Origin of the sequence: Sphingomonas sp. 2R-10, from assembly GCF_030062225.1 — a bacterium.
GTDB lineage: Bacteria > Pseudomonadota > Alphaproteobacteria > Sphingomonadales > Sphingomonadaceae > Sphingomonas.
Map to the genome: position 1 here is coordinate 1 of NZ_JASCXF010000005.1, position 20,207 is coordinate 20,207.

Below are 20,207 nucleotides of genomic sequence, written 5' to 3' on the forward strand. Positions count from 1 at the left end.
CCCCAACCCCTACCCCCCAAAACGCATCGTACCCCCGCGCAGGCGGGGGTCCAGAGCCAGACAGACTACCGCTCCGCGAAATAACCCTGGATCCCCGCCTCCGCGGGGATACGACCTGCGTGGCCGTGAAAGCCCGCCTCACCACCCCCGTACCCCGACGAAGGCCGGGGCCCAGTCGGGCGCTGTTAGCGAGCAGTCGTCGCCCTGCCTCAACTGGGCCCCGGCTGCCGCCGGGGTAGGAAGCGCGCGAGGATCGACCCTCGCCCCTATCCCCGGAACGGGCACATCTGAACCAGCGCCCCCCGCTTGGCAGCACCGTCCGCACCCCCTAAACGTCCCCCACCAGCAGGGGAGTGAGTAGTGGTTCAGACCGGTTCGGCGTCGATCGAGGAAACCGTGCGCGCGGTGTTGCGTGACGTACTGGGCCTGTCCGACGCACGGGTGGCGGCGTTCGACGATGCGACGCCGCTGTTCGGCGCGCTTCCCGAACTCGATTCGATGGCGGTGGCCGGCGTCCTGACCGAGATCGAGGACCGCCTCGGCATCCTGATCGAGGACGACGATATCGACGGCGATACGCTGGAGAGCTTCGGCTCGCTGGTCGCCTTCGCCAACGCCAAGGCGCGCGCTTGATCGACCGCTACGACTGGCCCGGCGGACATGAGGCGCTATGGCGCTTCGGCCCCGATACCGGTCCGGTCGTCCTGCTGCTGCTGCCCCCGTTCGAGGAAGCGAACCGCCTGCGGACCTTCGCCGTCGGGCTGTTGCGCGCGCTCGCCGATCGCGGCATCGCCGGGATGCTGCCCGACCTGCCGGGACAGGGGGAAAGCCTGCTGGCGACCGACGCCGTGACGCTGGGCGACTGGCGTTCGGCGGTCACCGCGCTGGTCGAGGCCACCGACCGCCCGGTCATCAGCGCCGCGATTCGCGCCGCCGTCCTGCTCGACACCGATGCCGCCGTCGCGGGCCGCTGGCAGCTTGCCCCGCAGCCCGGCGACCGGATGGTGCGCGAGCTGGCGCGGGTCGCGGGCGGGATCGACCGCGGCGCGCCGGTCGTCGAGATCGCCGGCAACCGGATCGCCGGCCCGCTGCTCTCCGATCTTGCCGCCGCCGTCCCCGACGCCGCCCATCCGCTGCGCATCGTCCGGCTCGGCACCGATCCCGACCATGCCGACCTGCGCCTCGACGCCGCGCCGCTGTGGCGCCGGTCGGAACCCGGCGACGACCCGGCGCTCGTCGCCCTGCTCGCCGACGACCTCGCCGCCTGGAGCCGCGCATGCGTCGGCTGGTGACCTTCCCCTGTGCCGGTGAAACGCTCGCCGCGACGCTCGACGATGCGCCGGGCACCACCGGCCTGCTGATCGTGTCGGGCGGCAACGAACTGCGCATCGGCGCGCATCGCGGCATGGCGCTGCTGGCCGCCGCCATTGCCGGCGCGGGCTATCCGGTGCTGCGCTTCGACCGCCGCGGCATCGGCGATTCGACCGGCACCAATGGCAGCTTCCGGTCGAGCGGTCCCGACATCGCCGCCGCCGCCGCCGCGCTGCGCGACCGGACCGGGGTTACGCGGATGTTGGCATTCGGCAATTGCGACGCCGCGACCGCGCTCGCCCTGTTTCACGCCGACACCGGAATCGACCGGCTGGTCCTCGCAAACCCCTGGATCGTCGAGCCTGCGGGCGACCTGCCGCCGCCCGCCGCGATCCGCGCGACCTATGCCGCTCGGCTGGCTTCGCCTGCGGCATGGCGGCGTCTGCTCACCGGCGGCGTCAACTTCAGCCGCTTGAAGGCAGGATTGGCAACCATCGCCCGCGCCCCGACCGGCCCCGGCGATCTGACCGCCCGCTTCGCCGCGGCCCTGGCTTCTGGAATCCCTACCGAAATCCTGCTGGCCACCGGCGACCACACCGCGATCGCCTTCGTCGATGCGTGGCACCTTCGCCAACTATCGGCCCTGCGCCGCCGCATCCCCCTCCACCACCGCGACACCGCCAGCCACAGCTTCGCCCGCCCCGGCGACCCGGACTGGCTCTGCGACCGGCTGCTGGACGTCCTCAGTCGAGATTGGGCCGCAGCCACCGCTCCGCCTGCTCGAGGCTGACGCCGCGCCGCGTCGCATAGTCCTCCAGCTGGTCCCGCCCGATCCGCGCCACCCCGAAATACGCGCTGTCGGGATGCCCAAAATAGAAGCCCGAAACCGCCGCCGTCGGCAGCATCGCGAAGCTGTCGGTCAGCGTGATCCCCGTCGCGTCGGTGGCACCCAGCATGTCGAACAGGATGGGCTTCTGGCTATGGTCGGGGCACGCCGGATAGCCCGGGGCCGGTCGGATGCCGCGATATTGCTCGCGGATCATCGCCTCGTTGGTCAGTTGCTCGTCGGGCGCATAGCCCCACAGCTCGGTGCGGACATGATGGTGCAGCCGCTCCGCGAACGCCTCGGCCAGCCGATCCGCCAGCGCCTTCAGCAGGATGTCCTGATAATCGTCGTTCTCGGCCTTGAACCGCGCGATATGCGGGTCGATGCCGTGGATGCCGACCGCGAAGCCGCCCATCCAGTCACCCGCCGGATCGACGAAGTCGGCGAGGCACATGTTCGCCCGCCCCTCGCGCTTCTTCACCTGCTGGCGCAGGAACGGCATGCGGATCGCATGGGTGGCGTGGGTCGTCTGCATCGGCGTCGCGAAGTCGTGCGGTACTCCCGACAGCGGCGATACCCGCCCCGCCTCGATCGCCGGTTCCAGCTGTGCGGCGGGCACGTCGATAATCACGTCGTCGCCGTCGCGCCGGCAATGCCACAGCGCCGCGACCCCGCGCGCCGTCAGCCATTTCTCGGCGATGACGCGGTCGAGCATCGCCTGCGCATCCTCGAACAGCGACGTCGCACTTTCGCCGACCACCGCGTCGGTCAGGATCGCCGGGAAATTGCCCGCCAGCTCCCACGCCCGGAAGAACGGCGTCCAGTCGATGTAATCGCGCAGGTCGCCCAGATCCCAGTCGTCGAACACGTGCTGCCCGGGCTTTGCCGGAGCCCCCGGTTTCTGCACGAAATCGACGACGAACGCATTGGCCCGCGCATCGGCGATCGGCGACAGGTCGCTCTGCCCCTTGCCCGCCCGCGCCACGCGGACCGCTTCGTAATCCGCCGCGACCTGCGCGACATAGGCGTCGCGGCCGGTATCGCTGACCAGGGTCGTCGCGACGCCCACCGCGCGGCTCGCGTCGAGCACATGGACGATCGGCCCGTCATAGGCGGGCGAGATGCGCAGCGCGGTGTGGACCTTCGACGTCGTCGCCCCGCCGATCAGCAGCGGCATGGTCATCCCCGCGCGCTTCATCTCCTCGGCCACCGTCACCATTTCGTCCAGCGACGGGGTGATAAGGCCCGACAGCCCGATCATGTCGGCATCGTTCTCGTTCGCGGCTTCGAGGATCTTCGTCCACGGCACCATCACGCCCAGATCGACGACGTCGAACCCGTTGCACTGCAGGACGACGCCGACGATATTCTTGCCGATGTCATGCACGTCGCCCTTGACGGTGGCCATGATGATCTTGCCCTTGCCCTTCGCGCCGGGCTCCTTGGCCGCCTCGATGAAGGGCAGCAGGTGGGCAACCGCCTTCTTCATCACGCGCGCGGATTTCACCACCTGCGGCAGGAACATCTTGCCCGATCCGAACAGGTCGCCCACGACGTTCATTCCGTCCATCAGCGGCCCTTCGATCACCTCGATCGGCCGCGCGAATTGCTGGCGGCATTCCTCGGTATCGTCGACGACATGCGCGTCGATGCCTTTCACCAGCGCATATTCCAGCCGCTTGACCACGGGAAGCGAGCGCCATTCCGCCGCCGCCTTCTCGGCCACCGCATCGGTGCCCTTGTACTTCTCGGCCAGCGCGATCAGCCGGTCGGTGGCACCCGGATCGCGGTTGAGGATCACGTCCTCGCAGGCGGTGCGCAATTCGGCGTCGATCGTGTCGTACACGTCGAGCTGGCCCGCATTGACGATCCCCATGTCCATCCCCGCCGGAATGGCGTGATAGAGGAAGATCGAGTGCATCGCCCGGCGTACCGGTTCGTTGCCGCGGAAGCTGAACGACAGGTTCGATAGCCCGCCCGAGATATGGCAATGCGGGCAGCGCGCCTTGATCTCCTTGCACGCCTCGATGAAGTCGACGCCGTAGTTGTTGTGCTCCTCGATCCCCGTCGCGACCGCGAAGATATTGGGATCGAAGATGATGTCCTCGGGCGGAAAGCCGATCGTCATCAGCAGGTCGTAGGCGCGACCGCAGATCTCGACCTTGCGTGCCTGCGTATCGGCCTGCCCGACCTCGTCGAACGCCATCACGACGACCGCCGCGCCATAGTTCATGCAGATGCGGGCGTGGTGGAGGAACGCTTCCTCCCCCTCCTTCATGCTGATCGAGTTGACGATCGGCTTGCCGGAAACGCATTTCAGCCCCGCCTCGATCACGTCCCATTTCGAGCTGTCGACCATCACCGGAATCCGCGCGATGTCCGGTTCGGCCTGAATGAGTTTCAGGAAGGTCGTCATCGCGTGGTGCGCGTCGAGCAGCCCCTCGTCCATGTTGACGTCGAGGACCTGCGCCCCACTCTCGACCTGCTGCAGCGCGACCTCGACCGCGGCGGCATAGTCGCCGGCCATCACCAGCTTCTTGAAGCGGGCGGAACCGGTCACGTTGGTGCGTTCGCCGATGTTGACGAAACTGGTCGAGGCGTTGGTCATTTATATCTTCCGATCCTCCCCGGCACGGGGAGGGGGACCGCCGCCGATAGGCGGTGGTGGAGGGGGGTCTCCACAAATGAAACGATGGCGATGGTGAAGACCCCCCTCCACCATGCTGCGCATGGTCCCCCTCCCCGTGCCGGGGAGGATCTTTTCGCGGCCCTTACGCCGCCATCGTGAACGGTTCCAGCCCGGCGAGCCGCGTCTGCACCGGCACGCCCGGCACCTTGCGCGGCGCAATGCCCTTCACCCGTTCGGCCATCGCCTTGATATGCGCCGGTGTCGAACCGCAGCAGCCGCCCAGCACGTTGACCTGCCCATGATCCGCCCAGTCGCCGACCAGCGCTGCGGTCGTCGCCGGCGCCTCGTCATAGGCGCCCAGCTCGTTGGGCAGGCCGGCATTGGGATAGACCATGATGAGCGTATCGCAGATCTCGCTCAGCGTCTTGACGTGCGGCCGCAGCTGCTCCGCGCCGAACGAACAGTTCAGCCCGATCGTTACCGGCTTCGCATGGCGGATCGCGTGCCAGAACGCCTCGACGGTATGCCCTGACAGGTTGCGTCCCGACAAGTCGGTCAGCGTCATCGACAGCATGATCGGCAGGTCGCGGCCCAGCGCCTGCCCCGCCTCGATCGCCGCCAGCACGCCGGCCTTGGCGTTCAACGTGTCGAACACCGTCTCGATCAGCACGAAGTCGATGCCGCCGCTCACCAGCGCATCAATCTGCTCTCGGTACACACCCTTGAGATAATCGAAGTCGATCTCGCGATAGCCGGGATCGTTGACGTCCGGGCTCAGCGACAGCGTCTTGTTGGTCGGGCCGATCGCCCCCGCCACGAAGCGCGGCCGCCCGTCGCGCGCGGCATAGTCGTCGGCAAGGCGGCGAGCGATCTTCGCGCTTTCGATGTTGATGTCGGCGACCAGCGCCTCGGCACCGTAATCGGCCTGGCTGATCAGGTTGGCGCTGAACGTGTTGGTCGACACGATATCCGACCCGGCGTCGAGATAGGCGCGGGTGATCGTTTCCGGCACCTCTGGCCTGGTGATCGCGAGGATGTCGTTATTGCCCTTCTGGTCATGGCCCAGCGTCAGGCTGCCCGCATAGTCGGCCTCGGACAGCTTCCAGTTCTGGATTTCGGTACCGAAGGCGCCATCGGTGATGAGCACGCGCTTGGCGGCTTCGGCGTTCAGGCGTTCGCGGGCATCGGTCATGTCGTTCTTCCCCAAAACCGTTCGTGTCAGGCCGCCACGGCGACCGGCTTCGCCTTGGGCCGGAGCCCCATCAGATGGCAGATCGCGTAGGACAGCTCGGCGCGGTTGAGCGTGTAGAAATGGAAGTCGCGCACCCCGCCGGCATAGAGCTTGCGGCACATCTCCGCCGCGACCGTCGCCGCGACCAGCGCGCGCGCGCCGGGATGGTCGTCCAGCCCCTCGAACAGGCGGTCCATCCATGCCGGGATCGCCGCCCCGCACATGCCGGCGAATTTGCGCACTTGCGCCACGTTCGACACCGGCAGGATGCCCGGCACCAGATCGGCCGTGATGCCGGCCGCCGCCGCCGCGTCGCGAAAGCGGAAGAATGCTTCGGGCGTGAAGAAGAACTGCGTGATCGCGCGGGTCGCCCCGGCATCGATCTTGGCGCGAAGATTGTCGAGATCGGCCGACTGGTGTTCCGAATCCGGATGGCATTCGGGATAGGCCGCGACCGAAATCTCGAACGGATGCAGCTTCTGCAATCCCGCGACCAGCGCGGCGGCATTTTCATAGCCATCGGGATGGGCGACGAACTTCTGCCCCATGGTCGGCGGGTCGCCGCGCAGCGCGACGATGTGCCGCACGCCCGCTGCCCAATATTCCTGCGCGACCTGATCGATCTCCGCCCGGCTTGCCTCGACACAGGTCAGGTGCGCCGCCGCCGGCATCGACGTATCGCGCGCGATCCGCGCGACGGTGGCATGGGTCCGCTCGCGCGTCGAACCGCCCGCGCCATAGGTGACGCTGACGAACTTCGGCGCCAGCGGCTCCAGCGCACGCACCGTTTCCCACAGCGCCGCTTCCATCTTCTCGGTCTTGGGCGGGAAGAATTCGAAGCTGACCGCACAATCGCCGGCAAGATCCGCGAACAACGGCGCATCCAGCGCGCGGCGCGCTTCTTCGAGGTCAGAAATGGTAGGAGTCATGCCGCCTTCACCTCTTGTACGTCATAGGCGCGCCGCGCCATCCACAGCTTCACGGTCAACTCGCCGCCGCCCAGCGTCTCGATCGATACCGGCGCCAACCCGGCATCCCCGAACCACCCCAGCATCTGTTCGTCCGAAAAGCCCAGTCGCGCATGGGCGTCGCGCACCCGTAATTCCTCGCGCTCGTGCGGCGCGAAGTCGCAGATCAGCAACCGTCCGCCGGGGCGCAGCACGCGTGCCGCCTCGGCAATGGCGGCACCGGGATGCTGCACGAAATGCAGCACATGGTGCAGCACCGCCGCCCCCGCCACCGCGCTATCAATCGGCAGCGCGAGGATATCGGCCTGGCGCAGCTCGGCATGGTCCAGCCCGCGCTCGGTCAGCTTCGCGCGCGCCAGCCGCAGCATTTCCGACGAGCGGTCGATCCCGATCGCCTGCGCCGCCAGCGGGGCGAACAGTTCCAGCATCCGCCCGGTGCCGGTGCCGATATCGACCAGCAGGTCGATCCGCGCCGATCCCAGCGCCGCCAGCATCGCCGCCTCGACCTGTTCCTCGGCGACGTGCAACGACCGGATCGCATCCCAGTCGCCGGCATGCGCCTCGAACCACGCCGCCGCCGCCGTTGCCCGGTCGGCACGGACCTCCGACAGCCGCACCCCGTCGGCACGCAGCAGCGCATCGTCGGGCACGGTCCATGCGTCGAGCGCATCGAGCAATGGCCGGACGACTGCGGGATGCCCCAGCGCGACGAAGACCCAGCTACCTTCCTTGCGCCGTACCGCTAGTCCGGCGTCGCACAGGATCTTGATATGGCGACTGACGCGGGGTTGGCTCTGTTCCAGCACCTGCGCGAGTTCGCCGACCGACAGCTCCATCGAGCGGAGCAGACACAGCACCCGCAACCGGGTGGCGTCGCTTGCAGCGCGCAATATATCGAGAGCCGGGACCATGAACCGGGATATAAAGAAATCTTTATATGGCGTCAATCGATCATCTCGCAGCTGCGGCAGTCGATGTGCCATGCGGCGGACCGTGCAACCGGGGCCACGCTCGTGCGTTGGGCGGCGGATCGTAACGGAAGGGAAACCACCATGAAGAAGCTCATCCTGCTGCCGCTCGCCGCTGTCGCATTCTCGATCGGGGCTTGCAGCCAGAAGGCGCAGAACGAAACGGGCGAAGCCGCCGACGCCGTCGCCGCCGATGTGAATGCAACGATGGGCGAAGCGGTCGACGACGTACAGACCGCCGGCGAACGCGCCATCGGCGCCGCCGAGAACGCCACCGACCGCGCCGGCGAAAAGATCGAGAACGCTACCGACCGCGCCGGTGCCGCGATCGATCGCGGCGCTGCCAAGGCCGACGCCGCCGCCGACAATGCGCAGCGCGAAGCCGGCGAGGAACTGGAAAAGGCCGGTCGCGATATGCAGCGCTGATCGCGTTGGCGTAAGGATCGGAAGGCCGCGTCCCGACGCAACGGGACGCGGCCTTTTTCGTTGGGAGACGATCGATGCGCCATCTTGCCACCCTTGCCGTCCTGTTCCTCGCCGCCTGCAACGGGGCCGACCAGCGCTCGGCTCCCGGCGGCGTGACCCAGGACGAGGCTGCCGCGCTGAACGATGCCGCAGCGATGCTCGACGACAACGCGCTCGACGCCAACGCCATCGCACCTGACCCGAAGGAACGTCCATGACCGACCCCGTCCGCCGCCGCATCGGTGCCACCGATCTCGAAACGCCGCCGCTGATCCTCGGCGGCAACGTCTTCGGCTGGACGATCGACCGTGCCGAGAGCTTCCGCATCCTCGACGCGTTCGTCGACCTGGGCGGGACCATGATCGACACCGCCGACGTCTACTCGGCATGGGTCGATGGCCATCGCGGCGGCGAATCGGAAACCATCCTCGGCGAATGGCTGCGCCAGTCGGGCAAGCGCGACCGCGTCCTGATCGCGACCAAGGTCGGCATGCTGCCGGGCGATGGTGGCGAGAAGCTGGCGCCCGCGCGTATCGCCGCGGCGGCGGAAGCGTCGCTCGACCGGCTCGGCACCGACCATATCGACCTATATTACGCCCATCAGGACGATGACGACACGCCGCAGGCCGACTATCTGGCGGCGTTCGGGCAGCTGATCGATGCCGGCAAGGTGCGCGTGCTGGGCGCATCGAACTTCCGCGCGATGCGGCTGAAATCGGCGCTCGACGTGGCGACGGCCGAGGGACTGCCGCGTTTCCACGCGCTCCAGCCCGAATACAACCTCGTCAGCCGTCGCAAGTATGAAGGCGAGCTGCAGAATCTGTGCGTCGAGCATAATATCGGCGTCGCGCCCTATTTCGGGCTGGCGGCCGGGTTCCTGACCGGCAAGTATCGCTCGACCGAGGATCTCGGCAAGAGCGTCCGCGGCAGTGGCATGGCGGACCTGCTGGCGGGCAAGGGCAAGTCGATGCTGGCGGCGATGGATTCGGTCGCGGCGGAGACGGGCGCGACCCTGCCCCAGATCGCGCTGGCATGGCTCGCGGCGCAGGAGGGCGTGGTCGCGCCGATCGCCAGCGCTACCAGCGTCGCGCAGCTGGAGGAACTGGTCGGGTCGTGGCAATTGCGACTGAGCGGCGACCAGCTCGCCCGGCTGACCGATGCGGGCGTATGATCCCGGCCGCCGGGCGCGGTGGCGCCCGGACGGTCCTTACTCCGCGGCCTGGGCGATATCGTCGAACTCGACCGCTTGCAGGAAGCGTTCGGCGTCGAGTGCCGCCATGCAGCCCGTACCGGCGGCGGTGACCGCCTGGCGATAAACCTTGTCCATCACGTCGCCGCACGCGAACACGCCGGGGACGCTGGTGCGGGTCGATCCGGTCTCCACCGCGATATAGCCGTCGTCGTCGAGCGCGATGTGCCCACGGAACAGCTCGGTCGCCGGATGGTGGCCGATCGCCACGAACCCGCCATCGACATCTAGCATCGACAGCTCGCCGGTAACCGTATCCTTCAGTTCGATGCCGACCAGCCCGTGCGGATCGCCACCCCCGACGAAGCGCTCGACCTGCTTGTTCCACAGCACGCCGATCTTATCGCTGGCGAACAACCGCTGTTGCAGGATGCGTTCGGCGCGGAAGCTGTCGCGGCGATGGATGATCGTCACGTCGTCGCTATGGTTGGTCAGGTACAGTGCTTCCTCGACGGCGGTGTTGCCGCCGCCGATCACCGCGACCTTCTTGCCGCGATAAAAGAACCCGTCGCAGGTCGCGCAGGCCGACACGCCCTTGCCCTTCAGCAATTCCTCGCTGTCTAGGCCCAGCCAGCGCGCCTGTGCGCCGGTGGCGATGACGAGGACCTCCCCTTCATACACGTCGCCGCTGTCCCCGGTCAGCCGGAACGGACGGCGGGTCACGTCGACATCGACGATCGTGTCCCACATCATCCGCGTGCCGACATGCTCGGCCTGCGCCTGCATCTCGCCCATCAGCCACGGGCCCTGCACGACATCGCGGAAGCCGGGATAATTCTCGACATCGGTGGTGGTCATCAACTGGCCGCCGGGCTGGATGCCCTGCACGACGATCGGCTCCATCCCGGCGCGCGCGCCGTAGATGGCAGCGGAAAGGCCCGCCGGGCCAGAGCCAAGGACGAGCATGCGGGTATGATGGGTTACAGACATGACTAGATATTCCGTTCGATGCGATCGGTCCGTCTATGCCGGTCGCTGGGTCGAACGCAACATGGGGAACGGGCGGCGCGGCGCAAGCCACACCGCCCGACACGCGATTACAGGATGAAGGCGAGGATCGCGGCCCAGAGCGGCACAGCAAGGAGCAGGCCGAACAGCAGTCCCGACATCGTGGTCGGACGATCGGCGTCGATGCCGGATGGTATCGGGCGGACGGGATTGACGGGCGACATGGCGGCGATCCTCTCATGCTGGCTTGTTAACCATTAACGTACGAGGCCGCCCGAGGTTCGAAAGAATCTGAATGCTGGATGAAGATTACCGTCGTACCGCCCGATCGCCGGACAGAACCGGATCGTCCATCGCCTGCCGATGCGCTTCGGCCAACGCCGCATGGGCGTGCGCTGCCGCCGGCGATCGGGCGGCACGTGCCATCGCCATTTCCTGCGCGTGCCGCACCGCGTGATAGTCGCGTGGCGTCGCCGGCATATCCTGCTTCCTCGCGATCGAAGCGCGGAAGCGACCGAACCAGAAATACATCGGCATCGCTTTCCCAAGGGGTACGCCGGGGCGGCGACGCCCCGGCGCTTCGTTCAGAACTGGAACCCGACACCGGCATTGGCGCCGCCATAGCCCTGGCTGTCATAGGTTCCGCCGACCTTCACCACCGCGCGGCCGTCGTTGAACGCACGCGATGCACCGAAGGCGATGGCCGACTGGCCACGATAGGTGCCCCCGCCGATCGCGACCATCGTCGCACCGGGCTCCATCGCCTGCGGCAGGGCGGCAATCGCCATCGCCGCGGACGAACCGGCGCTCAGGTCGCGGCGCAGCACGCCCAGATCGAACCCGACCTCCGCCATGCGGCTGTCGATATAGTTGGTCGTCTGGTTGGCGACGCCCTGCAACCCGGCCTGCAACTGGCCGAGATTGACCGCGTCGGTCACCGCGGTTCCGTTCGCGACGTTGCGCAGCGCGACCGGCGTAGCGCCGCCATTGCCCAGCGTTACGTTACCCGACCCGTCATACTGGACCGAATTCCCCCCCAACGTCAGCGCCGCCTGCGCCGTCTGGTTCACGGCATGGAGCTGTCCGCCGTTCACCGCCTGCGTCGATCCGCTGGCGACCGTACCCGCCGCGACGTTGGCGAGCGTGACGGGCGCCGCGGCGTTGCCCCCCGCCAGCGTCACCTGGTTCGTGCGTGCGCCGGCCGCGTCGCGATCATATTGCAGGCTGTTCGACGACTGGCTGGCGACCGCGAACAACTGGCCGCCGTTGACCGCGTCGGTCGATCCTGCCGCGACGGTGCCGGCTGCGACATTGTGGAGCGCAACCGCTGCGTTCGGATTCGCACCGACCAGCGTGACGTCGTTGGTCAGCGTTCCTCCGTTGGACACGGTCGGTGACCCCGGATTGCTGTACTGGATCGGCGTGACCGTGCTGCCGGTCAGGGTGTTGCTGAGCGTAGTGATCGCCGCGCTGTTGGCCGCGACCTGCACATTGGTTTCCGCCAGCTGCCCGCCATTGACCGCATCGGTCGATCCGATCGCGACATTGCCCGCCCGGACGTTGCGCAACCCGACCGCACCGCCGCTCGCCCCCACGAGCGTCGCGTCGTCGGTCAGCGTGCCGCCATTGGGCGTCGTCGGGGTCGCCGCGTCGGCATATTTGAGCGGCTGGTTGCCGACCTGCGTCTGCAGATTGGTGATCGCGGTCGAATTGGCATCGACCCGGGTCGTGAGGTTGGTGACGGCCGTCCCGTTGCCGCTCAAATTCGCCTGAAGGTCGGCGATCGCGCTGGTGTTGTTCGCGATCTGTGTCGTGTGGGTGCCGACCGTCCCCTCCAGCGTCGTCGTGCGCCCGGCCAGCGCGGTCACCGCCTGGTTGGTAGTGTTCAGCTGATCGCCGTTCACCGCATCGGTCGACCCTGCCCCCACGGCGCCGCCGGCGACATTGTGCAACGCCACCGCTCCGCCGCTGGCACCGACGAGCGTCAGATCGTCGGACACGGTACCACCGTTCGGGGTGGTCGGTGCCGCCGTGCTCGAATACCGCACCGGCCCCGCCGACCCGTTGCCGATCTGCGTGATGGCGTTGCTGTTCGCCACGACCTGCGCGTTCACCGCGAACAGTTGCGCGCCGTTCACCGCCTCGGTCGAGGTGGCGGACACCGCGCCTGCGGCCACGTTCGCCAGGACCGTGCCTGCCGCACCACTTAGCGTCAGCCGATCGCGCGCGACGTTGTCATACTGCACCGCGCTGGCGGCCAGCGCCGTCAGCCCGGCACTGTTGGCGGTCACCTGCGTATCGAGCGCAGCAAGGGCCGTCACCGTGGCATCGAGCCGCTGGTCGGTCGCGAACAGTTGCGATCCGTTGACGGCGTCGGTCGACGTCGCGGTAACCGCACCCGCGGCGACGTTGCCCAGCGTCACCGCCGTGCCCGGCACCGTGCCGACCAGCGTGACGCCGCCGGTGCGCACGCCGCCTGCGTCGACGTCGTAGCGGACTGCATTCGCGCTGGCGCCTTGCAGCGTCGCGATATCCTGACTGTTGCCGGTCACCCGCGTATCGAGCCCGCCGATCGCGGCGGTGTTGGCATCGACGCGCGCGTTCGTGGCGAACAGCTGCGACCCGTTGACCGCCTCGGTCGAGGTCGATGCCAGCGCGCCCGCGCCGACGTTGCCGAGGATCGTGCCGCCTGCCCCGCCCAGCGTCGCGCGCGTCCGGGTGGCATCGTCATAGGCGATCGTACTGCCGGCCAGCGCGGCGACCTGATCGGCGACGCCGGTGACCTGCCCGACGGTCGCGGCGTCGCTCGGTGCCGATCCGGCGGCGACATTGGTGATCTGTCGCAGGCCGCCGGCCGTGCCGACCGACACCTCGCCGGCGGAGTTCTGGGCAGCGGACAGTCCGATGGCGGCATAGCCCGTCTGCGCACCACGCGTCGCGACCGAACCGGCGCCCAGTGCGACGCTGTTGGCGGCGGTCACCTGCGCATTGGTGCCGAGCGCGATGCTGCCCACCGCACCCGCCTCGGCGCGCGCGTTGTTGCCGAACGCGATCGCGTTGACGTCGGCCGCGAAGGACGGCGTTCCGTTCGCCCCCAGCCCGGCGATGCGATTGCCGCCGATCGAAATGCCGGCGGGATTGTCGAGGCTGATCGCGTCGGCCGTCATCTGGCACTGGTCGTTCGGCCCGACGATGTTGCCGCTCGTGTCCAGCACCTGCAGCGTGATCGGCGCCCCGGACGCCGCCTGGTTCAGCAGGCCGGTCACATTGGTATTGAGCGGCGGCAGCAGCGCCCCGAGCAGGGGCAACCCCAGAATGCCGTTCACCGTGTTCTCGATCGGGCCGGTGATGCCGGTCACGACGGGCGTCACGATGTCGGTGACCACCGAACGCGGCAATTGCACGCCGCTGCACGCACTGACGACCCGCGTCTGCGCAGCCGCCTGCTGCGAGACGGCGGTACCGAGCAACATGGTGGAGCCGAGCAGGATCGGCAGGATCGGGCGGGCCTTGCCGGAACGCACGTTGGTCTGGGGTACTCGCATACATCCTCCTGTGTCCCGGAGCGCTGGCCCGGGTTCGCATCAGGATGACGCGGCGTCGCGACGATCTGCTTGACGGCAAATCTTAAGCAAAATCTGTATTTTACAGGCGCTTGACAGGAGAAGATATCCGTTTCCCGGTGCTCGCCGACCATCGCGGACCGCCATGCGGACGCCGGATACGGCGTGGGCATGCCGGCGAGCTTGCCAATGTACGGATTTTTCAGGGTTTGGAGATCGCCGGAACGTACCGGCTCGGGTCCATGGCGGGTGGTAGCGAAGGAGGGATTTGAACCCCCGACCCCAGGATTATGATTCCCGTGCTCTAACCAACTGAGCTACTTCGCCCCGCCGCATCCCCATCGGGGAGGGCGGCCCTATACGAACGCGAATCGTTGCGGTCAAGCGAACATGTGGCGGGAAAGCGCTTCCCACGGGCCGCCGCGATACCACCAGCTCGCCAGACCGGCGACTTTTACGGCGCGGGGGGTGAAAGTTGACGAAAGTGTCGCATGAAGGGTTTTGGCGACCGCGGGTTCGACCTTGTTCTGGATCGTGACATGCGGGCGCCAGCCGGCGCGGTCCTGCGGGATCAGCATCGTCGCGAAGGCGTCGGCCAGTTCGGCGCGGATCGACTCCAGCTCAGGCGATTCAATGCGATAGGCGACGCCCTTGCCAAGGTTCATCAACCCGCCGATCCGCGCCTGCGGCGCTGACTGCCCGCGCGTCAGGGCCGACAGGCGCTGCCTGAGTTCCGCCGCCAGTTCGGGGGCGAGGTGGTGGAACATGGTGCAATGAGCGTCCAGAACGTTGCGTTCCGGCGGGAAGTGCGCGCGACGCTGCGCATCGAACCACGCCTGATCCTCGCGCCCGAACAGCGCGGTCACGATGATCGGGGCGTGCAGGTCGTTCAAATCTCTACCTGACTTCCCAGTTCGACCACCCGGTTGGTCGGCAGGCGGAAGAACTCCATAGCGCTTTCCGAGTTCTGCAACATCCACGCGAAGACCTTTTCGCGCCAGATCATCATCCCCGGCCGCGACGATGCCAGCAGCGTCTGCCGGGCGAGGAAGAAGCTGGTGTCCATCATCCGGAAATCGCCGCCGCAGCACCCGACCGCCTTCAGCGCGCCGGGCACGTCGGGATCCTGCATGAAGCCGAACTTCAGGATCATGCGGTGAAAGCCCTGCCCCAGATCCTCGTTATTTGCGCGGACTTCGGGATCGACATAGGGGGTGTCGGCGATCTTGACCGTCAACAGGATGACGCGTTCGTGCAGCACCTTGTTGTGTTTCAGGTTGTGGAGCAGCGCGTGCGGAACGCCTTCGGGCGTCGAGGTCATGAAGACCGCGGTGCCCGGCACGCGGGTCGCGCTGCTGGCGGCCGACTGGATGAACACCTTGATCGGCATCGCCGCCTCGCGCATCCGCTCGATCATCAGCTTGCGCCCCTTGGCCCAGGTCGTGAGCAGGACGAAGACGACGATCCCGACGAGCAGCGGGAACCAGCCGCCATCGGGCACCTTGGTCAGGTTCGATGCGAAATAGGCGCCGTCGATGCACAGGAAGATCGCCATGAAGCCGGCGACCGCCGCCACCGGCCAGTTCCACACGCGCTTGACCAGCACCGCGATCATGCAGGTGCTAATGAACATCGTGCCGGTCACCGCGATGCCGTAGGCGGCGGCGAGGTTCGACGATTCCTGAAAGCCGAAGATCAGCAGCAGGACCATGACCAGCAGCGCCCAGTTGACCGCCGGGATATAGATCTGCCCCGCGGCATCGGCACTGGTATGCTCGATGCGCAGCCGCGGCATCAGGCCCAGCTGCACCGCCTGCTGCACCACCGAGAACGCGCCGGTGATGACCGCCTGGCTGGCGATGACCGTCGCCAGCGTGGCGAGGATGACCAGCGGCAGGCGGAAATCCTCCGACGCCATGAAGAAGAACGGGTTCGACGCGGCATCGGGGTTCTGGAGCAGTAGCGCCCCCTGCCCCAGATAGTTCAGCATCAACGCCGGAAACACGACATACAGCCACGCGACCGAGATCGGGCGGCGGCCGAAATGGCCCATGTCGGCGTACAGCGCCTCCGCGCCGGTCACCGCCAACACGACCGATCCGAGCGCGAGGAACGCCATCATCCCGTCCTGCGCGAAGAAGCGAACCGCCCAGATCGGGTTGAGCGCCTGGAAAATATCCGGGCGTTCGAGGATGTTGATGACGCCCAGCGCGATCAGCGTGGCGAAATAGGCGATCATGATCGGCCCGAACAGCCGCCCGACGCTGGCGGTGCCGACTGCCTGCAACCAGAACAGCCCGATCATGATGACCACCGCGATCGGGATGACGAACGGGTCGAAGCCGGGATTGACCGTCGCCAGCCCCTCGACCGCCGACAGCACCGACACCGCGGGCGTAATCATGCAGTCGCCGAAGAACAGCGCGGTCGCCAGTACGCCGAGGATGACGAGGCTGGCGGTCCAGCGCCCGCCGCCGCTCTTGCGCTGGATCAGCGCGAGCAGCGCAAGGCTGCCGCCCTCGCCGTTATTGTCGGCGCGCATGATGATGAAGACGTATTTAAGCGTCACGATCAGCATCAGCGACCAGAAGACGAGGCTGACGACGCCGAAGATGTTCAGCTGGTCGACCGGCAGCCGGTGATGGCCGACGAACGTCTCCTTCATCGCGTACAGCGGCGACGTGCCGATATCGCCATAGACGATGCCCAGCGCGCCCAGCGACAGCTTGGCGAGCGACTGGCGCGGGCCGTGATGGCCCGATCCCTCGGCGGGAAGATCGGCGGCTTCGGACGAAGCCTCTCGGGAAAATATCACAGGCGCGGGAACCGCGCCGAAGAGGCTACGAGCTTGGTCATGTCGACCGCGTCCCTGTGGTTCAAGGGCGCGCCGTTAGCACGCGCATTATGGCCGCGCAATCGTTCACCCTGCAACGGGCGAGGTGGACGGGGGATGAATGGTTCGGGGGTCGTGAGACGCACGGGAAACAGGACCGTCCCTGCCGTCGTCACTGCGGACTTGATACGGGGTTCCGTCAGGACCGGTCGACATTCAGCTATCCAGTGTCGTTCCGGGTCTACGGCGCCATTGTTCTGGTCATCCCGGACCTGTTCGAGACCTTTGTGAACGTCTCGAAAAGAGCCAACTCCTCGCCGTACCCCGGCGAAGGCCGGGATCCAGTTGGAAAGGCTTTTCCGTATCCTACCAATGCCTCCCAACTGGGCCCCGGCCTTCGCCGGGGTACGGGTTGAGCGCTTTCGCAGAGGTCTCGACCTGTTTCGGGGTGACGGAGCAAGGATGGACGGTCCCAGCTACTTCCTCGACGCGACGTTCGTCCGCCCTATTCCGATGCCGCGTCGCCCCGCCGGTGCCGGATGGTCCCGGCGTCGATCTGTGCCGGAATGAGCGCGAGGTTTTCGATCGCAGCCAATCCCCATTGCGACGCGGCGTTGGTGCTGACGCCCGGCCACTCCACCACGCCACCGGGCAACGACCGGCGCGGGTCTGCGGTGGCGGTGCCGAGCCCGGCGCGACCGGCGAAGAACTCGCTTGCCCCGCGCGTCGCAAGCGCGGTGTCCTTGTCTGCCCAGGCGGCGAAGGCAGTCAGGCGCGAATGCGCCTCGCCCAGATTTTCCGATCCCTTGCGCGGCCCGAACCGCGCGGCGAACACGTCGCGCGGGGCGTTGTAATAGCGGCAATAGTCGAGCCACGCCGCACGGTAGCGCGGAACGTCGAGCAGTTGCAGCAGCTCGGCATTGATCTCGGCCGCGCCGAACACCGCGTTCAGGTGCGAGATCGATACGCCGCCGCCCGGCCCGACGAACCGCCCGCTGGCGAGGTCGTAGGGCGCGCTGCCTGCCATCCAGCCGTGCTGCAATCGGCCGATGCTGTCCATGCCCGCGGTCAGCCGGTCGCGCCAGCGCCGGTCGCCGGTCCGTTCCCACTCGGTCAGCCATGCCGCCGCCAGCGACGCCCAGACCGTCCCGAACGACATCTCGATCGTCCCGGCGGGCAGGACCGGCCGCTTCGCGCCGGGCACCTTCCGTCCGATCTCCACGTCCTGCAACGTCCGTTCGGAGGCAAGCAGATCGCGCATCAGGTCGCCGACGCGTTCGTCGGCGGTGAGATAGTAGAAGATGCGACGATAGGCGGCGTTGCTGACGCGCGGCTGCTTCGAACTGTCGCTCCAGTGCTGGACACCGTGGCGGGTGCCCAGCCCACGGAACCGGCCGAGATGATAGACATCGACCTCGCCGGTATGCCGGGTCATCGCCTCGGCAAGGCGATAAGCCTGTCCACCGCCGGTGCGCAGCGCCTGCATCCACAGCCACAGGTCGGGCGACAATTCACTGTTCGCCCACGCATAGCCGCCGATGTCGTAGCGCCACTGGTGCCGATCGGCGTCATAGCTGTGCATGACGTCGCCATGGTTCCAGAATCCGTACCAATGGCGCCGTTCGACCTCCCCGGAATAGAAGTCGACCAGCCGGGTCAGCTGATCCTCGATCGCGGCGCGGTTGGGGGTCGAGCGGTCGGGCAGCGACCAGTGGCCGAACACGCCCGCCGCGTGCAATCCCGCCGGATCGGCGACCAGTTGCGGCGCATCGACCACCGCCCTCGCCAGCGCCTGCAACCGCGCGGTGTCGGGCGTCGCGGGGAACGACCACAGCATCAGTTCGCTGGAGCGCGCGATTCCGCTCGCGCTGTCCCAGCCGGGCTCGTAATCCTCGTAGGTGACGGCCAGTCCTTCGTTCTGCGCGTCGTACCCCTCCATCCCCATCGTCGCGCGATAGGGGCGCAGGTCCATCGCCGCCGCGCGCGGCGACCATAGCCAAAGGGTTAGCTTCGCCGCGTCGCCGGCGGCGTCGGCGATCGCAATCTCGCCCGGATGCCGCTGCCAGAACCAGCGCGCGCCGATCGCCGCACCGCCCATCGGCGATCCGACATAGGCAAACCCGGGCGCCCGCCGTCCCTCCGCCGCGTCGATCCAGCCATGGCCGGGCCCGGTGCGCTTGCGCAGCGTGAAGCCCTGTGCCGAGAATTGCGCCAGCGACATCTCGCCCCATGCCGGGATGCGTTCGAGCAGGTCGCCGACCGGACGCGCCATGGCGGCGGGCGGCGGCGTGGCCTGTCCGGCGATCTGCGCGCGGCGGGTCGCCTCGCCCGGATCGCGGCGCAGGCCGGTCAGCGGGCGTACCGCCTCGACGAACATCGCATCGTCGTCCAGCGCGATGCGGACATGGCGGTCGTGCAACGCCGCCGCCATCGGAACGGCGGTGGTCAGCCCGACGCCGGACACGAACAGCGCAGCGGGATCGACGTCGTGGACGAAGCTGTGGACGATCCGCAGCCCCTCCGCCCCGGCATAGGCATAGAGCCGCACGACGAACGGCAGGATCGACAGGCCGGGCGCGACATGATGCCCTTCCAGCCGGATGACGGCGCGGACCGGTCCGCGCTGTTCGACGACCGCGCGCACGATCCGGCCGGTCAGCGGCGTGCGCGGGCCTTCGGGATCGCCGCGGCGGACCTCTGCGACCAGCGCGGCGTCCCGCAACACGATCCGGTCGCGATGCCAGGCAAGGCGGACCAGCGCATCGCCGCTGCGGGCGATCTCCCATCGACGCTCGCCGATCGTGACGAGGATCGCGTCGTCACTATCCTCGATCGCAACCGGACGATCGGGTGCGGACGGACGGCCGGGCACGACCGTTACCCCGGAGCCGGGCTGCGCATCGGCGGGGAGCGCGTGGGCGCTCCATTTGACGCTGCCGTCGGGCCAGGTCGCGGTGGTCCAGCTCTGCGCCGCGATCGCCCTGCCGGCCGCATCCCGTACCGCCAGCGACCGGCGCGGCGACACCTGCCCGCGCGGCCACGCGATGCCGAAGGTCTGGCCGTGATGCAGCGCGGGCATCGTCCCCTCGACCCATCTGGCGCCGGGGCGGCTGTCGGGCTGGGCGGGCGCGGCGAGCGCATCGGGCAGTCGGGCGGCACCCGCCGCCAGCATCGTCGCGCCCATCAGGGTCCGGCGGCTTATCCGCATCGTGCAGT

At 67.9% G+C, this 20,207-nt stretch carries 17 protein-coding genes and 1 tRNA gene; 6 read left to right on the top strand and 12 right to left on the bottom strand.

What is annotated here, in order from left to right; all coding sequences use genetic code 11:
- Window positions 1–360: 360 nt before the first annotated feature.
- From QLH51_RS03305 to QLH51_RS03315, 3 genes are read left to right on the top strand one after another with little or no spacing between them, the layout of a single operon-like run.
- Entirely contained in the window at window positions 361–633 is a 273-nt protein-coding gene (locus QLH51_RS03305) for an acyl carrier protein (protein WP_125655634.1), read from the top strand.
- Window positions 630–1,292 (top strand): hypothetical protein, encoded by a 663-nt coding sequence (locus QLH51_RS03310; protein WP_125655632.1) that lies wholly within the window; start codon window positions 630–632, stop codon window positions 1,290–1,292. The genes QLH51_RS03305 and QLH51_RS03310 overlap by 4 nt, the downstream gene beginning before the upstream one ends.
- Window positions 1,277–2,101: a hydrolase 1, exosortase A system-associated gene (locus QLH51_RS03315; protein ID WP_125655630.1), complete on the top strand. Its 825-nt coding sequence runs from the start codon at window positions 1,277–1,279 to the stop codon at window positions 2,099–2,101. The genes QLH51_RS03310 and QLH51_RS03315 overlap by 16 nt, the downstream gene beginning before the upstream one ends.
- Here QLH51_RS03315 and metH read toward each other — a convergent pair.
- The 4 genes from metH to QLH51_RS03335 form a co-directional block, all read right to left on the bottom strand.
- Complete coding sequence (gene metH, locus QLH51_RS03320; RefSeq protein ID WP_125655628.1) at window positions 2,055–4,745, bottom strand: methionine synthase; 2,691 nt, start codon at window positions 4,743–4,745, stop codon at window positions 2,055–2,057. The two genes, QLH51_RS03315 and metH, sit on opposite strands and share 47 nt — an antisense overlap.
- Before the next feature lie 163 nt (window positions 4,746–4,908).
- Window positions 4,909–5,958, bottom strand: a complete 1,050-nt coding sequence (locus QLH51_RS03325; protein WP_125655626.1) for a homocysteine S-methyltransferase family protein — start codon at window positions 5,956–5,958, stop codon at window positions 4,909–4,911.
- A 26-nt stretch (window positions 5,959–5,984) separates the two neighbouring features.
- On the bottom strand, window positions 5,985–6,926 hold the full coding sequence (gene metF / locus QLH51_RS03330) for a methylenetetrahydrofolate reductase [NAD(P)H] (protein ID WP_125655624.1): 942 nt from the start codon (window positions 6,924–6,926) through the stop codon (window positions 5,985–5,987).
- Entirely contained in the window at window positions 6,923–7,822 is a 900-nt protein-coding gene (locus QLH51_RS03335; RefSeq protein WP_241217887.1) for an ArsR/SmtB family transcription factor, read from the bottom strand. Before QLH51_RS03335 ends, metF begins: the two co-directional genes overlap by 4 nt.
- On the opposite strand from QLH51_RS03335, the gene QLH51_RS03340 reads away from it, so the two are divergent.
- From QLH51_RS03340 to QLH51_RS03350, 3 genes are all read left to right on the top strand, one after another.
- Complete coding sequence (locus QLH51_RS03340; RefSeq protein ID WP_241217888.1) at window positions 7,736–8,359, top strand: hypothetical protein; 624 nt, start codon at window positions 7,736–7,738, stop codon at window positions 8,357–8,359. The two genes, QLH51_RS03335 and QLH51_RS03340, sit on opposite strands and share 87 nt — an antisense overlap.
- Before the next feature lie 74 nt (window positions 8,360–8,433).
- A complete protein-coding gene (locus QLH51_RS03345; RefSeq protein ID WP_125655618.1) occupies window positions 8,434–8,616 on the top strand; it encodes a hypothetical protein in 183 nt (60 codons plus the stop codon).
- A complete protein-coding gene (locus tag QLH51_RS03350; RefSeq protein WP_125655616.1) occupies window positions 8,613–9,569 on the top strand; it encodes an aldo/keto reductase in 957 nt (318 codons plus the stop codon). The genes QLH51_RS03345 and QLH51_RS03350 overlap by 4 nt, the downstream gene beginning before the upstream one ends.
- Before the next feature lie 36 nt (window positions 9,570–9,605).
- Here the strand turns inward: QLH51_RS03350 and trxB are convergent, their stop codons facing one another.
- The 8 genes from trxB to QLH51_RS03390 all read right to left on the bottom strand — a co-directional run bounded on the left by trxB (window position 9,606) and on the right by QLH51_RS03390 (window position 20,199).
- Window positions 9,606–10,553, bottom strand: a complete 948-nt coding sequence (gene trxB, locus QLH51_RS03355) for a thioredoxin-disulfide reductase (RefSeq protein ID WP_125655658.1) — start codon at window positions 10,551–10,553, stop codon at window positions 9,606–9,608.
- 131 nt (window positions 10,554–10,684) lie between these two features.
- A complete protein-coding gene (locus QLH51_RS03360; protein ID WP_283514227.1) occupies window positions 10,685–10,819 on the bottom strand; it encodes a hypothetical protein in 135 nt (44 codons plus the stop codon).
- A gap of 85 nt (window positions 10,820–10,904) precedes the next feature.
- Window positions 10,905–11,075 carry a hypothetical protein gene (locus tag QLH51_RS03365; RefSeq protein WP_164516086.1) on the bottom strand — a complete coding sequence of 57 codons (171 nt, stop codon included), beginning with the start codon at window positions 11,073–11,075 and terminating at the stop codon, window positions 10,905–10,907.
- A 104-nt stretch (window positions 11,076–11,179) separates the two neighbouring features.
- A complete protein-coding gene (locus tag QLH51_RS03370; protein ID WP_125655614.1) occupies window positions 11,180–14,140 on the bottom strand; it encodes a YadA family autotransporter adhesin in 2,961 nt (986 codons plus the stop codon).
- 268 nt (window positions 14,141–14,408) lie between these two features.
- Window positions 14,409–14,485: transfer RNA gene (locus QLH51_RS03375), tRNA-Met, on the bottom strand.
- Window positions 14,486–14,538: 53 nt separating this feature from the next.
- Window positions 14,539–15,051: a 2'-5' RNA ligase family protein gene (locus QLH51_RS03380; protein ID WP_125655611.1), complete on the bottom strand. Its 513-nt coding sequence runs from the start codon at window positions 15,049–15,051 to the stop codon at window positions 14,539–14,541.
- On the bottom strand, window positions 15,048–16,973 hold the full coding sequence (locus tag QLH51_RS03385) for a potassium transporter Kup (protein ID WP_206428882.1): 1,926 nt from the start codon (window positions 16,971–16,973) through the stop codon (window positions 15,048–15,050). The genes QLH51_RS03380 and QLH51_RS03385 overlap by 4 nt, the downstream gene beginning before the upstream one ends.
- Before the next feature lie 523 nt (window positions 16,974–17,496).
- Entirely contained in the window at window positions 17,497–20,199 is a 2,703-nt protein-coding gene (locus QLH51_RS03390; RefSeq protein ID WP_125655609.1) for an exo-rhamnogalacturonan lyase family protein, read from the bottom strand.
- Between the last annotated feature and the right edge of the window lie 8 nt (window positions 20,200–20,207).

Bases quoted from the DNA above. Each gene is read 5' to 3' on its own strand.
- QLH51_RS03315 (WP_125655630.1), top strand. From the start codon at position 1,277: ATGCGTCGGCTGGTGACCTTCCCCTGTGCCGGTGAAACGCTCGCCGCG.
- metH (WP_125655628.1), bottom strand. From the start codon at position 4,745: ATGACCAACGCCTCGACCAGTTTCGTCAACATCGGCGAACGCACCAAC.
- QLH51_RS03325 (WP_125655626.1), bottom strand. From the start codon at position 5,958: ATGACCGATGCCCGCGAACGCCTGAACGCCGAAGCCGCCAAGCGCGTG.
- metF (WP_125655624.1), bottom strand. From the start codon at position 6,926: ATGACTCCTACCATTTCTGACCTCGAAGAAGCGCGCCGCGCGCTGGAT.
- QLH51_RS03340 (WP_241217888.1), top strand. From the start codon at position 7,736: ATGGCGACTGACGCGGGGTTGGCTCTGTTCCAGCACCTGCGCGAGTTC.
- QLH51_RS03345 (WP_125655618.1), top strand. From the start codon at position 8,434: ATGCGCCATCTTGCCACCCTTGCCGTCCTGTTCCTCGCCGCCTGCAAC.
- QLH51_RS03350 (WP_125655616.1), top strand. From the start codon at position 8,613: ATGACCGACCCCGTCCGCCGCCGCATCGGTGCCACCGATCTCGAAACG.
- trxB (WP_125655658.1), bottom strand. From the start codon at position 10,553: ATGCTCGTCCTTGGCTCTGGCCCGGCGGGCCTTTCCGCTGCCATCTAC.
- QLH51_RS03360 (WP_283514227.1), bottom strand. From the start codon at position 10,819: ATGTCGCCCGTCAATCCCGTCCGCCCGATACCATCCGGCATCGACGCC.
- QLH51_RS03365 (WP_164516086.1), bottom strand. From the start codon at position 11,075: ATGCCGGCGACGCCACGCGACTATCACGCGGTGCGGCACGCGCAGGAA.
- QLH51_RS03370 (WP_125655614.1), bottom strand. From the start codon at position 14,140: ATGCGAGTACCCCAGACCAACGTGCGTTCCGGCAAGGCCCGCCCGATC.
- QLH51_RS03390 (WP_125655609.1), bottom strand. From the start codon at position 20,199: ATGCGGATAAGCCGCCGGACCCTGATGGGCGCGACGATGCTGGCGGCG.